This is a genomic window from Paenibacillus sp. 1001270B_150601_E10 (assembly GCF_015558675.1).
In the GTDB taxonomy this organism is placed as follows: domain Bacteria; phylum Bacillota; class Bacilli; order Paenibacillales; family Paenibacillaceae; genus Paenibacillus_B.
Map to the genome: position 1 here is coordinate 244,958 of NZ_JADMOL010000004.1, position 13,149 is coordinate 258,106.

The following is a 13,149-nucleotide window of genomic DNA, read 5'->3' on the forward strand; positions in this document are numbered from 1 at the left end:
CGATGACGATAACTTATGACACGCTGCTGCAGCGAATGCTTAGCCGCGTTCCGAATACGATTGACAAGCGGGAAGGCAGCATTATTTACGATGCTCTTGCACCTGCTGCCATGGAGATGACGGGACTCTATGAAGAGCTGGAAGAGCAGATGAGGCTCTCTTTTGTTACAACGACTTCGGGAGAATATTTAACCCTGCGATGTGCGGAGTATGGTGTTAATCGGGAGCCAGCGACAGCAGCGAAGCGAAAAGGATATTTTTACGGAGATAAAAAGGTGCCAGTGAATGTACCCATTGGAAGCCGATTCGCCATCGATGATCTGAACTATGTGGTTCGGGAAAAGCTGACAGCTGGGGAATATATGCTGGAATGCGAAACGACGGGTGAGATTGGCAATAAGCTATTTGGCACCATGCTCCCCATACAATACGTGGATAAGCTTGTTCGGGCGGAATTGGGTGAGGTATTGGTCGGCGGTGAAGACGAAGAGGATGATGATGAGCTTCGTGCAAGGTATTATTCCGCGGTAAACGAGCAAAGTTTTGGCGGAAACATCTCAGATTACAAAAAGAAGCTTCGTGCACAGAACGGAATTGGGGGAGTAAAGGTGTTTCCGACCTGGCAAGGTGGAGGCTCGGTCAAATGCACCGTGATTGGCTCGGATTATAAGCGCCCTTCGGATGTGCTGATTCATGAGCTGCAAAATGAGATTGACCCAACCCCGCAAGGTACTGGTATTGGACTTGCTCCCATTGGACACACGGTTACGATCGCTAGCGTGCAAGATGGCTATTTTTACGTTGAAGTTATCCTAGCGTTGGAAGAGGGAATTACGGGGCCACAGATTCAACCGGATGTGGAAACAGCAGTCGAAAGCTATTTCAATGAGCTGCGGAAGTCGTGGGAGCGTGAAAGCGAGATTGTCGTGCGTATTGCTCAGATCGACGCTCGCATTCTTGGTGTTTCGGGAGTAAAGGATATTTTGGATACGCAGATGATTTACAATGGGCAGTCTGGTATTCGAAACAATGTAACGCTCGGAAGTGAAGAAATTCCGATCCTTACGAAAGTAGGGGTGATCGTATGAACGACCTCCTGAAGCATTTACCCGAATTCTATGAGGATATCGAAGATTTCAAAGAGCTGACCAATACGGAACAGGTGGAATTGGAGCTGCTGGACAAGCAGCTCCTTCGTCTGCTTGATAATCAATTTATTAAGACAGCAGACACGGAAACCATTAAGCGTCATGAGGATATCCTCGGCATTCGTGCCGATCCTGCATTGGAAACCTTGGATTTCCGGCGCATGCGCGTCATCAATCGTTATTCAACAAAACCTCCGTTTACCGTGCGTTATTTGCAGAATCGCTTGGATTATCTTATTGGCGAGGGCCGTACGGCTGTGAATGTTGACCCTTCGGAGTTCTTGCTGAGGGTGACAACCAATATCAAGGATGCGCCAGTCTTTCGTGAAGTGGATTATACCATTCAGACGATTAAGCCCGCCAACATGGTGTATCAGCAGGATACATCGATTCAAAGTGACATTGAGCTGAAAGAATCGATAACGATGCGTGAGCTCGACCGGCAAGCTCGTTTGTCTACAACATGGCATGTAGGCAAGACACCATTCGCGGTAGCGGGAGAAGAGGTGAGCTTGAAATGATACCAACAGCATTTTTAAGTGACATTGCTGCTTATACGAAAGGGCGTATTACGAAGGTTGTGCTTAATGGTAGCTATGTCATTTCGACATTTGAGCATGTCGATCTTGCAGACAATGTACTATCGATCCAGTATCTTATCCCGAAGGGCGCTGTCGAGACAGTGTCCTTGATCGAGCTGCAGGACAAGGATGGGCATGTGGTCAGCAGCAACGAGGTGCACGTGCCGATTAAAGCGGACACGATGCTCCTGCAAACCATTCAAGTAAAGGAGGCGCTGAATAAATGAGTTACACAGGTAAAACGAATTGGCAATTCGATGAAGTCGTGAAGGAAGCGGATTTGAATCGTATTGAGCAAGGGCTTCTGGATGCTCATGCTGGAATAGAGACGTCTACATCTGAAGCGAAGGCTTATACCGATGAGAAGGTGGCTGGGATTACGCCGGGGGCTATTGGGGCGGTATCCAAAACAGGTGATACGATGTCTGGCCCTCTAAATATTAACAGCAGCTTAACGACTTCACAGTGGGGATCTATATCAGCTGCTTCCAATGGATTTTATCTGATTGGGCACAACTGCTATCTTCATCCAACAAAAGGAACCTATCATTATAGGAACACACATGCAAGTCTCGGTGCCAAAGGGATATTGTTTAGATTCGGAAGCAGTTCCGAAGGAATATGGATGTTCGAAATGGGGAATGTCGCTACAACTGCTGACGCGGAGTTCACTCCGACTTTGAAAAAATTGGAAACAAGTGAAGGCGCACAGGCAAAAGCTAATCTAGCCGAGACAAATGCAAAGAATGCTAGCCTTCCTAGAAGTGGAGGGGGATTGTCAGGGAATTTAGGAATTGGTTCAACTCCATCAATAACTTTAGCATTTGGTGATAATGATACTGGCTTCAAGTGGAATGGGGATGGTGACTTTGATATCATGGCCAATAATGTTTCTGTAGGGAACGTTACTAGCGCGCAGATTTCGTTGAACCGACCTTTGATTGTTCAAGGAAGCAGAGTTCCAAAGTTCACAGCCTCTACTGCTGGTCCATCTGGAGGGACCAGTGGAGATGTATGGCATCAATTTATATAAGGAGGAGAAATAGCTATGCCTTCTTTTAATAATATTAATGGAGTCTGGAGAACCACAAAAGATATCTACGATAATGTTGGTGGAGTTTGGAAAACAACCCGTAAAGCGTATGACCATGTAAATGGTGTTTGGAGACAGTTTCATTCTCGGACCTTATTTGAGGATAACTTTTCTGAATATCTCATTTCACCAGAAAATTTATATGGTTCTAGAACAAATGTTAATAATGGCGATCATCTATTTACGCAAATCAGTGGTTACACCCGTGGAGAAGGCTATGCAGTTGCCGTGGGATGGTTGATAAAGAATATCCCGGCTAATAGTACGGTCTCAATAACTTGGCAGTTGCAGAAGGGAGATTATCCTCGTAATGATGCACTAGTGTTCAATAACGCTTGGCAAGTTATTGTAGCAGAAACCAATTCATTCTCGACGAAGACGTCAACATTTACAGGACAGGGCGGCAATATGTTTGTCGTTATTAATTTCTTTTCAATGTCGAACATCACGACTTGGATGAAGATATATGAAGTGAAAATTAATGGGGAGCGAGTATTTCCAATATCCTAGGGAGGAAGAGCAGATGAATAAAATTAGATTTATAAATCAACTAGAGTTGCCTGTCATTCGTGTAATCGGGGGGAAAGAAATCTTTAAAGGAGCACAAAGGGATGTGCTAACGATGTACTTTGATACAAATGCAGCCTCAAATCTTGAAGATTTAGTTAGACGTATGGAGGATACTTCTTTGCTGCAAATTTATCAAGCGAATGACGGGTCATCAGATCGTGAGGAAGTTTTTGAGTATCAAGATTATACACTGTTAACTAAAAGAGCGATTGAGCAGGAGATGATCACATTTGAAACACCAGAGAGTCCTGCGACCTATAAAGATGTTTATGTAGTTGGGCTTGCTCAACTAACCTATGCAGAAAAGCAGTTATCTTTACTTGCTGAGAAATAAATGAATGAGGAGAAGCCTTCAAACACTTGAAGGCTTTATTTTTTCATTTAAGTAGAATTAGTTATTTCTAGAAAGGGAGAATATTAATTGGGTTTTAATGGAAAAACGAATTGGCAGTTTGATGAGGTTGTGAAAGAAGCGGATTTAAACCGCATTGAGAAGGGGATTGTAGATGCACATGCTATGGTAGAGCAGACGAAGCTAGAAGGACAGACTTACACAGATGAAAAAGTAGCAGAGATTACCCCGAATGCTATTGGAGCTGTGAAAAAGTCGGATTTTGAGGCTCACACTGCTGATATTGAAATACATGTAACATCAGCGAAGCAAGCAGAATGGGATGCAAAAGAGACCCCCGCAGGAGCACTAGTGAAAGCTAATCAAGCTGAAAGCAATGCTAAAAATGCTAGTTTACCTAGAAGTGGAGGTACTATTGTAGGACAATTGGGTGTCAATGCAAGTGGAGGGGCTGTCCAACTTATTGGTGGAGATCATGTTTATCAAGAGTTTTATCCAAAGGGGGCTTCACAAGGCCGTAAGGGGTATTTGGGATACAGTGATAGCAGTTCAATCGATCTATCATTGGTAAATCAATATGATCAGGGATCAGTAAATATAGTTTCTGAGAAGGGCTTGGTTGTTAACGGTATTAATGTGCTTGGGAGACTAAATGATCTTAATAATAGTGTTCTCTCATGGAGATCAAATCCATATTACTATGATCAAGGTGAAGAAAAAGCCACGACATGGTCGCCATTAGAAACCTTAAATGGTATTAATTTCTCAAAAACTTCATCATCCTTATCTTTCTATGGCACCCTGAGTTCAGGTAGTACTAGTATGGCTAGTGACACCTCGATTGATATAACTGAACTTTCTAGACTAAAAGTGGATTTATATAAAGGTTGGGGTGGTGCTGGTAATACTTATGATTATGGCTCAGTTAGTTTTTTTATCTCTAAGGTAAGAGCTGGAGAAGTTATTAAGAATGTTAGTGCATCAAATTCAGGCAATGTGGGGATCCAACGTAGAATATTAGAATTAGATGTAGCGGGTTTAACAGGAAAGTACTTTATTGGAATATCATTTACAACTTCTTCTGGAGGAGGCAGTAGGACGCACGAATGTAATGTATACCGTGTATGGGGAGAGTTTTGATTTTTTTAAGCCCTCGAATCTATCGAGGGCTATTTTATTTCCTCTAGGAGGTGAAGCGATGAAAGAGAATTGGATCAGCTTGGGGGTGTCGGTCATCGGGACGATCGGGAGCATGTATTTGGGTGGATGGGATATTTCCTTACGTATCCTTGTATTTTGCATGATCGCAGACTACGTAACAGGGGTTCTAGGAGCGATTCGAACGAGGACACTGAACAGCGAGATCATGTTCTGGGGTGGTATTCGCAAGGCCGTTATCTTTGTGGTGATTGCACTCGCAGTCATGCTGGATGAGTACGTGGGAGATCACTCGCCAATTTTCCGCACGATGGCGATTTACTTCTATGTTGGACGAGAGGGGATCAGCATCGTAGAGAATCTTGGAGTGCTCAACGTCCCACTGCCTTCCTTTGTCAAAAAGATCTTAGAACAACTGCAAGAGAAAGGAGATGGCTCCAATGGAAATTATCCAAATGGGCAATAAGTACACCAATAGCAGCAGTCGAGACGGATATGTGCCGTGTGTAATTGTTAATCATATTTCGGCAGGCTCAATGAGCAGTATGGATAGCTGGTTTACGAGCGCCAGCAATAATGTGTCTTCGACGCATTTTGGGGTGGCGAAGGATGGACGTATCCATCAATATGTAGACATTCGGCGCATGGCATGGGCCAATGGCTTAACGGCAACGGGAACAACGAATGCGCCTGCCAAGGTTGTTCGAGATCGTCCAGGGGTCAATCCCAACAAATATACTATTTCTATTGAACATGAGGGAATGGATGGGGACCTGACAGAGCCCCAATTTGCCTCAAGCTTATGGTTGCATCGCTATATTCAACAGGAAGTGGAGCGAATCTGGGGGAAGCAGCTGCTATTAGACTCCGTCCATGTGATCGGGCATTGTGATATTGATCCGATTCGCAAGGCGAATTGTCCAGGACCTAAGTTCCCGTGGGCACGGTTGCGATCAGCATTAGCTGCAGAAGAGGAGCAAGCTATAATGGACAAGGTACAAGTATTCGTCAATGGACAGCTGCAAAAAGAAGGTTTGCTTATTAACGGCATCACGTATGTTCCAGCAAGAGCCGTGAGCAAAGCCTTGCAGGCGAAAGTCGAATGGGATCATGTGAAGAAAGTGGTACGGATCTCAAAGGAACAGCAAGACTGACCTTTATTGTATGGCGAAGGAAGGGGAGAAAAGGACTCTCTTTTTTTGCCTAAAAACAGAACATACGTTCTAAAAAAACAATCAAAAACCTTTTAAAAAAACATAAAGAATCTATCAAAACTCTATAAACCAAACATATGTTCGATAAACTAAAATGATAGTGTGGACATCGTGAACAGATCAAACGAATGAGTGGTCATTATGAAGAGGCTGATTGATTTTCAGAAGGAATCCTTCCATAAAGAAGCAGTCAGCGAAGGAGGTGAGGAGGGTGATTGTGTATCGGGAACTGGTTCAGCAATGGCTTGTACCGCTGGGAGCTGCGATGCAACTGCCCGTGCTGGCTGTAGACGAGATGCAAAGCGACACGCCAATGTCGCATCTTGCTTATGACGTGATCGAGCCCTACATTGACTGCACACCGCAGGAGCGGGAGAAGAACGACAAGCTGTATAAGCTGGTCGACATGGAATGGAGACTGTTTATCCGCGGAGCATCGCGCATGAGTCGAGTGGAACGATGCCGGGAAGTGATCGGCTGGCTGAGCACAGTTGGCGTCGACGCTTTGGATGAGATACCAGCCGCACTGGTACGCATCCATGCTCCACGCTGGGAAGTGCAAGGCGACAAAGAGGAATTGATTGTGCAGGTTAGACTGCGAATGCAGGACCAATTTGTCAGAGGGACGCCGCTTAACGAGACCATTGAGGATGTGCAGTGGCGGCCGCAGGAGAATGCGTAGGACGAAACCTTTAGATCAGACCTACAGCGCAAGAAGATTTCAGCAATCCATTTTAAGAACAGGAAATTAAAAAAGGAGTGACAGTACGATGACGCTACAAGACGTACAAGTAACGATTGATTTGCAGAAGCCGACGGGGCGCGTATCCTTTGCGATGCCGCTGATCCTGGGCAAGACAGCAGCAGGCAGTGACTATAAGGAATATGGAGATCTGGACTCGGTTAAAAAGGATTTTGGGGCGGATACGCCGGAAACAAAAATGGCAGAAGCTCTCTTCGCTCAAGGCGATCATGCGCCTTCACGAATCGCGATGGTGGCTAGTGGTGAAAATGGTGATCCCGTAGAGACGCTGCGCAAGGTCATGGATCGTGGCTGGTATTACCTATTGGCAGCGGATGCTGCACCGGCAACAGTAGATGCCCTGGCAACGGCAATTGAGCAGGACGACTATCGTATGTTTGTCACACGCGTGGCGGATACAACCAGACTTCAGGCCCTTCACACTAAAGCCTATACCCGCACGGTTGCCTTTTACCATAGCGATGACAAGCTGTATCCAGATGCGGCCCTGGTCGGCAGCGTAGGCTCCTACGATGTTGGAAGCGTGACTTGGAAGTTCAAGACGTGCGCGGGCATTACACCTATGCCAATCTCCGCAACAGAGCTGATGGAGATTCACGACAACGGCGGTATCACTTATGTGAATAAGCAGGGAGAAGCTCGTACTTCTGAAGGGAAGACTCTTTCCGGAGAATACATTGATGTGATTATGTCCCGCGATTATGTTCGCGCTCGCATGGAAGCGGAGATTCAGCATTTATTGAACCAATCGGACAAGGTTCCTTACACGAATGCGGGGATTGCTCAGATCGAAAGCACGGTTGTAAATGTCCTTCAGGAAGCGTTCCGTCTGGGCATTATTGCAGAAGACGACAGCGGCGAGCCGTTGTTCGGCACCTCTTTCCTGCTTCGCAATGAGGTCGAGCCAGCCGACCGTGCAAGCCGTCATTACAAGGGCGGATCATTCTGGTTTGAGATCGCGGGAGCCGTACATACGGTACGCGTAAAGGGCGTTATTCGTTTCTAACGAAAGTGGAAGTTATACGCTTCATATAAGATAAATCGATACGATAAGGATGGTGCAAGCAAATGAGCATTGGCATTTATGATGCAAAGCAAGTGTCCGTTATTGTCAACGGCGAATATTTAACGGGATTCGGAGAGAACACCTTTGTTGCCTGTGAAAAGGATGAGGAGCACACGGTAACGCATGTGGGTGCTCGTGGTGAAGTTGCGATCGCGCATAAAAACAACCCTCTGGGCACAATCAAGCTCACGCTGATGTCCACTTCCCCACAGCTAAGCTTGCTGCACAAATTGGCGCGCGAGAAAAGCATGTTCAGCATTTGGGTCGTCTCCCACAACTCCCCTCGTGAGCGTATTGGCGGCACGCAGGCTGTGATAAAGAAGCTCCCTGCTGCCAACTATGGCGCAGAGCTTGAGGATCGCGAGTTCGAGATTCAGGTGCTGGATTACACACACGCCGTATAAAGGAATCCATATAGCAAAGATCATCTAGGAGGAATGGAAATGAGCAAGCAGAAGACGATTACGATTGAACAAGAGGAATATGTGATTCAGCATCCGGGCGCTCGCGCGCTGATGCGCCTTTATGATACAGCTCTCAAAAGCGATGGGGGCTGGAAGCTGGAGGATTCGATGGACTTTTTCCTACAGTATGTCATTGTTTCCCCACGCTTAGATTGGGATGCCCTTTCGGAGAATACAGAGGTGCTGACGCCGTTGTGGATGGAGTGCGCGCGCTTTCTCGGCATGATTGACACGCCCTTGGGATCCGAGTCATCCGACGTATAGTTCATCCATTTCTCAGAATCCGCTCCGGCAGTTGCTCTGGCAGGTTGTGCTGGAGAGCCGGGGCGGTATTTCGTATGAGACGGCCTGCGGCATGAGCATTGAAGAACTGTGCGAGGCTGCAGCCGCCATGGATTGGCTGTACGGGAAAGGAGGGAAGTAAATGGATGATACCTCGGTGCGAATAAAGCAAGAACTGCGTTCGATGAATGAGCGGTTGAAGAGGCTTGAACCGATTCTGATGAGCTCCACTCACTCAGTGAAGGACATGAATGTGCAATTAACGAAGACCAGTCAGCAGATTAGTTCAGGTCTGAAATCCGCTATGGAAAGCAAGGCCAAAGGGAGTGGAGCCTCAGTATCGGTATCGATCCCCGGATTGGCTGGGCTAGAAAGTGCAGTGTCTTCATTAAGCAGTCAGCTTCCTGGATTAGTGGGTGCTGCTCTGTCACTAAACAGTCAGGTTCCTGTATTAGTTGGAGCAACGATATCATTACGCGATCAAGCAGCTAGTGTATCTGTAGGGATGTCTACTCTATCCAGTAATATCAGCAGCTTAACTACCGCCTTTACCTCTCAAAGCAGTGGAAATCAATTTACTGCTGATGAGCTAGCTTCCAAAATAGCAAAAGCGATTAGCGATGAGAAGGATAAGGATGATCCTGAATGGGTTAAAACAATCAAGGATCATCCGATTTATAAAAATGTGAAAGGTGCAGTTGATATTGTCAGTCCTTTTACAGACGTAATAGGAAGTTTTAATGATATTACTGACCTGGGTGACAAGGGTAAAAAATGGTGGAACGGTAGAAAAGATAAAAAATCTGGAGGTCATTCTGGAGGAGATTCTTCAGAAGGCTCTAATAAAACGGATTCTAGTAACTCTCATGAATCTTCTAGTACCAGTAAAGGTCAATCCGACCATCAAAATTCAACGACTTCCAACCACACAGAGGGTCCCAAAAATAACAATAAACCAAAAGGATCACCGAAAGCACCAAAGGGAATTAGAGGTTTGTTAACAAAAGTAAGCGGCGGGGCAAAAAGTATTTATACAAGCGTGTCGGAAAACAAACATATTAAAAGCGGCATAGCTGGAGCAAAGAACATTTTCAAAGGCGTATCGGATAGTGACATTGTTAATAAAAGTAAATCTGGAATAAGCAGTTTATTTAAAGGCGGCAAAGGTAAAAAATTCGCCATTTCAAGCCTAGTTGCTGCTAGCGGCACTGCCTTTGGTCTTTACGCAAACTCGAAAAAAGCTAAGGTGGCAACAGAAGAAACACTAGAAGAGGATAAAACGCCCCCTAACGGTCCATACACAAATCCAGTCGCACACGCTGCTCAAACCGCTATCAACACGGTCCAAACGGGGCGCGATCTAGCCGCAACCGCAAGCACGGCTTCATCTGCACTGAGCTGGACGAAGAAGATTCTTACAGGTGCCAAGGTCGTGAATAAGGTTAGCCGCTTTGCGAGATTTACGCCAATGGGACTTGTTGGAGGATTCGCACTAGACGCAGGGATTTATGCGGCAGAGAAATGGCTGCTCCCTAAGCTTGAGAAGAATACGAAGAAGGAAGAAGAGTTAACCGAAGAGCAGATTCGTAAAAATGCGGAGCAGATGCGTGCCTTTAAAGAAGCTGCAAACCAAGCAGCGTCGACTTCGAATCCAGGCTTCCAGCATACGATTCCGCCCACGTTCGGTTCATTGCCGGTTAGCTCGAATATACCAACGCCATCACCGACAACGACTCCTGCTCAAGGCCAGAATACAACGAATGCTTCTCCGGCGCCAAGCGCTCCAAGACCAATGCCGCATCCGGGAATGCTGGCAACACCGCCTGCGGCGACGTTTTCAACGAAGCCTTATACGTCCATGGGGACACCAATGTCGCCAGTATCCACACCACCGGCGGCTAACACCAATGCTTCAGCAAGGACGATCCCGCAAACCGTCGACGTGAATGCCAACAGCCAAGTCGTGATGAACCTGAACGTCAATGGCTATATCGATCGGAAGATGATCGAGGAGATCAAGCGTATTTGCAGAGAGCAGTACGAAAGCGCATTCCGCTCCTTTGAAAGAGGCATTACGAGCAAGGTGCCGCTGCCGCCGCCAGTGAGCAAAGGAGGCATGATGTCCTATTAGTACACAACTGAGCCGCTTGGGCGGCGTAGAGCTGTTTGTTACCTCAGAGGAGCCGGAATACAGCGTACAGGTTAGCAGCCACAACATTGAGAAGGGCGGATCGATTACCGACCATATTCAAAAGGAAGGCGTTACCCTCCATCTCGAAGGACTGCTGCTAGGCCTTCAAGCTGCGAATTACCGGCATAGGCTGGTTACCGCGATGAATGAAGGCAAGGTGCTTCAATATGTGGGACGCAATTCGATGGTCAATGCGGTTATTACGAGTCTTCGCACCTCCCACGATTACTCGATTGCAAACGGCATGAGCTTTTCACTCACCCTAAAAGAAATCCAGCTCGTTAAGGTTGCCTACAAGGGTCTCCCGGGCAAGTCGCAGGCCGCTTTGAAGGAAAAGAGCCGTTCCGGCAAACGCAACACCAGCTATCTACCAACGCCGAAGGAACATCTCATTCGAACAGGCCAAACGTGGGGAAGCATTGCGAAGAGCTATCAGGTGGACCCGTATCAGATGCGGACATGGAATCCGCATCTGGACCCGAACTTTCCGCCGCCAGCAGGCATGGTGCTCTCGATTGGGAAGAAGGCGACGAAGCAGCAGCAGGGGCAGAACACTGGCGCACAGAATGCGATTCGCACGTATACCGTGCGTGCTGGGGAGACGTGGAATACGGTTGCCTTTTTACACGGCATGTCTGTGCTTGAGCTTCAGGCCCGCAATCCGAACATCAACCCGAGATCCTGGCTTCGTGAAGGCATGGTGTTGAACATTGATTAGGTGTCGACAGCAAAGAAACAGAAAGGAGGAATGGGTATGGCGATCATAACGATTGATAAAGCCTTGATTCCATATTCCTTTGATATGGAGCTGGGCGGACGAACGTATACGTTTGAGATACGCTACAATGCGCGTCACGATTATTTTACGATCGACCTGTCCTTGGAAGATCAGCTGCTTGTGTGCGGCGTCAAGCTCGTATGGGGCGTTCCGTTGTTCGAAAGCATGGAAACGCCGGATTTCCCTGTGGAGACGATCGTTGTCTATGGGGAAAACGTGGGCGAGCAGGTGACGTGGGATACGTTCGGCCAGTCCGTACACATTCATCTAGGTGAAGACAATGGCATCTATGTATAGGCGGCAATGCGAGGTGCTGATCGGCAGCTATCAGTTTCGGTATGGAGAGATTTCGATGCGGATCAGCGTGGAGTTTGACGATGACAAGGAGCCGAATGAGTCGACGATTGAGCTGTACAACCTTTCCAAGCACACGCTTGCAAATCTAAAGACAGGCATGAAAGTGATCGTAAATGCGGGCTATGGCACGGATCTCGGGACTGTGCTGCAAGGCAAAATTGTTGAAGTTCGCACTCAGCGTGAGCAGATGGACCGTGTGACGACGCTGCAAGTGAAGGATCTCGTGGACAGCAGTAAAGGTTCGTTGAATCAATCGTATCGCCCGGGTACGAAGGCAAGCGAGATCATCCGCGATCTGTTGAGTCGAGCAAAGATCTCCCATGGCCCGATTCTGCTGGATCAGGATTACACCTATACCCAAGGGTTTACGGCCAAGGGGGATGCACTTGAAGCCGTGCAGCGTGCGGCAAAGGCTTGCGGCACGAGCACCTACACACAGCAGGGACAGCTGCGTTTTCGATCTAAACATCATTCCTCTTCCATGACCTTGGAACTGTCTCCTGCGAGTGGACTTATCGAAAGTCCAGAGTCGTTCGAGGAAGAGAAGGTGAAGGGCGTGCGTGTGAAGTCGCTGCTTCACTATCGTTTATATGCAGGAGCGAAGCTTCGCTTGGTGAGTGAGGATTTCGAAGGAGATTACAAAGTAAAGAAGGGACGGCATACTTTGTCCGATGATGAATTTACGACAGAAGTCGATCTGGTTAAAGGCTAGAAAGGAGGGAGCAGATGGCAGCAAATCAAGCGGTGGGTGCCCTGGAAGCATGGATCGATTATAAGCTGGACCAAGCAAGGGCAGCTGGGATCGGAACGATTGTGAGCATGAGTGGTGCTACCGCAGATGTTGAACTGGAAGGGGAGCAAGGGCTGATTCGCTATTATCTTCCCGTGCTGGAGCAGCCGAATTCCTCATCCCTTCAGATAGGCAGCCGTGTGCTGGTTGTATTTACGGAAGCCCATCAATCCGGCGGTGTTGTGATTGGAAAGGTGGGAGGCGGATGAAGGCTTGGACGCTGGAGCAAGGAGATTTGGTCTTGTCTCAAGGCCAGTTCGCATGGATCGAAGGTCGGCAGGAGCTGGCACAATCGGTGCAGATACGATTAGGAACTCGCTTAGGCGAGTATTTTTTTGACCC

General features: G+C 47.3%; 19 protein-coding genes. All 19 read left to right on the forward strand.

Annotation, left to right across the window (positions count from 1 at the left end):
- Positions 1-2 precede the first annotated feature (2 nt).
- The 19 genes from I2H74_RS12350 to I2H74_RS12435 all read left to right on the forward strand — a co-directional run bounded on the left by I2H74_RS12350 (position 3) and on the right by I2H74_RS12435 (position 13,016).
- Positions 3-1,088, forward strand: a complete 1,086-nt coding sequence (locus tag I2H74_RS12350) for a baseplate J/gp47 family protein (RefSeq protein WP_195574273.1) — start codon at positions 3-5, stop codon at positions 1,086-1,088.
- Positions 1,085-1,669: a putative phage tail protein gene (locus I2H74_RS12355; protein WP_195574274.1), complete on the forward strand. Its 585-nt coding sequence runs from the start codon at positions 1,085-1,087 to the stop codon at positions 1,667-1,669. The genes I2H74_RS12350 and I2H74_RS12355 overlap by 4 nt, the downstream gene beginning before the upstream one ends.
- Positions 1,666-1,956: a ketopantoate hydroxymethyltransferase gene (locus tag I2H74_RS12360; RefSeq protein ID WP_169027501.1), complete on the forward strand. Its 291-nt coding sequence runs from the start codon at positions 1,666-1,668 to the stop codon at positions 1,954-1,956. The genes I2H74_RS12355 and I2H74_RS12360 overlap by 4 nt, the downstream gene beginning before the upstream one ends.
- On the forward strand, positions 1,953-2,762 hold the full coding sequence (locus tag I2H74_RS12365; protein WP_195574275.1) for a hypothetical protein: 810 nt from the start codon (positions 1,953-1,955) through the stop codon (positions 2,760-2,762). Before I2H74_RS12360 ends, I2H74_RS12365 begins: the two co-directional genes overlap by 4 nt.
- A gap of 15 nt (positions 2,763-2,777) precedes the next feature.
- On the forward strand, positions 2,778-3,332 hold the full coding sequence (locus tag I2H74_RS12370; RefSeq protein WP_195574276.1) for a hypothetical protein: 555 nt from the start codon (positions 2,778-2,780) through the stop codon (positions 3,330-3,332).
- A 13-nt stretch (positions 3,333-3,345) separates the two neighbouring features.
- Entirely contained in the window at positions 3,346-3,726 is a 381-nt protein-coding gene (locus tag I2H74_RS12375; protein ID WP_195574277.1) for a hypothetical protein, read from the forward strand.
- Between the two features lie 87 nt (positions 3,727-3,813).
- Complete coding sequence (locus I2H74_RS12380; protein WP_195574278.1) at positions 3,814-4,884, forward strand: hypothetical protein; 1,071 nt, start codon at positions 3,814-3,816, stop codon at positions 4,882-4,884.
- A gap of 58 nt (positions 4,885-4,942) precedes the next feature.
- On the forward strand, positions 4,943-5,368 hold the full coding sequence (locus I2H74_RS12385; protein ID WP_195574279.1) for a phage holin family protein: 426 nt from the start codon (positions 4,943-4,945) through the stop codon (positions 5,366-5,368).
- Positions 5,343-6,056 carry an N-acetylmuramoyl-L-alanine amidase gene (locus I2H74_RS12390; RefSeq protein ID WP_195574280.1) on the forward strand — a complete coding sequence of 238 codons (714 nt, stop codon included), beginning with the start codon at positions 5,343-5,345 and terminating at the stop codon, positions 6,054-6,056. The genes I2H74_RS12385 and I2H74_RS12390 overlap by 26 nt, the downstream gene beginning before the upstream one ends.
- A gap of 271 nt (positions 6,057-6,327) precedes the next feature.
- Complete coding sequence (locus tag I2H74_RS12395; RefSeq protein ID WP_195574281.1) at positions 6,328-6,798, forward strand: hypothetical protein; 471 nt, start codon at positions 6,328-6,330, stop codon at positions 6,796-6,798.
- A gap of 88 nt (positions 6,799-6,886) precedes the next feature.
- Positions 6,887-7,885 carry a DUF3383 family protein gene (locus I2H74_RS12400; RefSeq protein WP_195574282.1) on the forward strand — a complete coding sequence of 333 codons (999 nt, stop codon included), beginning with the start codon at positions 6,887-6,889 and terminating at the stop codon, positions 7,883-7,885.
- A 62-nt stretch (positions 7,886-7,947) separates the two neighbouring features.
- Positions 7,948-8,349 (forward strand): phage structural protein, encoded by a 402-nt coding sequence (locus tag I2H74_RS12405; RefSeq protein WP_085494454.1) that lies wholly within the window; start codon positions 7,948-7,950, stop codon positions 8,347-8,349.
- Positions 8,350-8,388: 39 nt separating this feature from the next.
- Positions 8,389-8,673: a hypothetical protein gene (locus I2H74_RS12410; RefSeq protein ID WP_195574283.1), complete on the forward strand. Its 285-nt coding sequence runs from the start codon at positions 8,389-8,391 to the stop codon at positions 8,671-8,673.
- Between the two features lie 31 nt (positions 8,674-8,704).
- Positions 8,705-8,833, forward strand: coding sequence for a hypothetical protein (locus tag I2H74_RS25010; protein ID WP_258960945.1), 129 nt, complete (start codon positions 8,705-8,707; stop codon positions 8,831-8,833).
- The gene (locus I2H74_RS12415; protein ID WP_195574284.1) at positions 8,834-10,822 is read left to right on the forward strand and encodes a hypothetical protein; all 1,989 of its coding nucleotides are present in this window, start codon (positions 8,834-8,836) and stop codon (positions 10,820-10,822) included.
- Positions 10,823-10,838: 16 nt separating this feature from the next.
- Positions 10,839-11,600 (forward strand): LysM peptidoglycan-binding domain-containing protein, encoded by a 762-nt coding sequence (locus I2H74_RS12420; protein ID WP_195574285.1) that lies wholly within the window; start codon positions 10,839-10,841, stop codon positions 11,598-11,600.
- Positions 11,601-11,636: 36 nt separating this feature from the next.
- A complete protein-coding gene (locus I2H74_RS12425) occupies positions 11,637-11,957 on the forward strand; it encodes a phage baseplate plug family protein (RefSeq protein WP_195574286.1) in 321 nt (106 codons plus the stop codon).
- Positions 11,941-12,729 (forward strand): phage protein, encoded by a 789-nt coding sequence (locus tag I2H74_RS12430; protein ID WP_195574287.1) that lies wholly within the window; start codon positions 11,941-11,943, stop codon positions 12,727-12,729. Before I2H74_RS12425 ends, I2H74_RS12430 begins: the two co-directional genes overlap by 17 nt.
- Before the next feature lie 14 nt (positions 12,730-12,743).
- On the forward strand, positions 12,744-13,016 hold the full coding sequence (locus I2H74_RS12435) for a hypothetical protein (protein WP_085494448.1): 273 nt from the start codon (positions 12,744-12,746) through the stop codon (positions 13,014-13,016).
- The last annotated feature ends 133 nt before the right edge of the window (positions 13,017-13,149 follow it).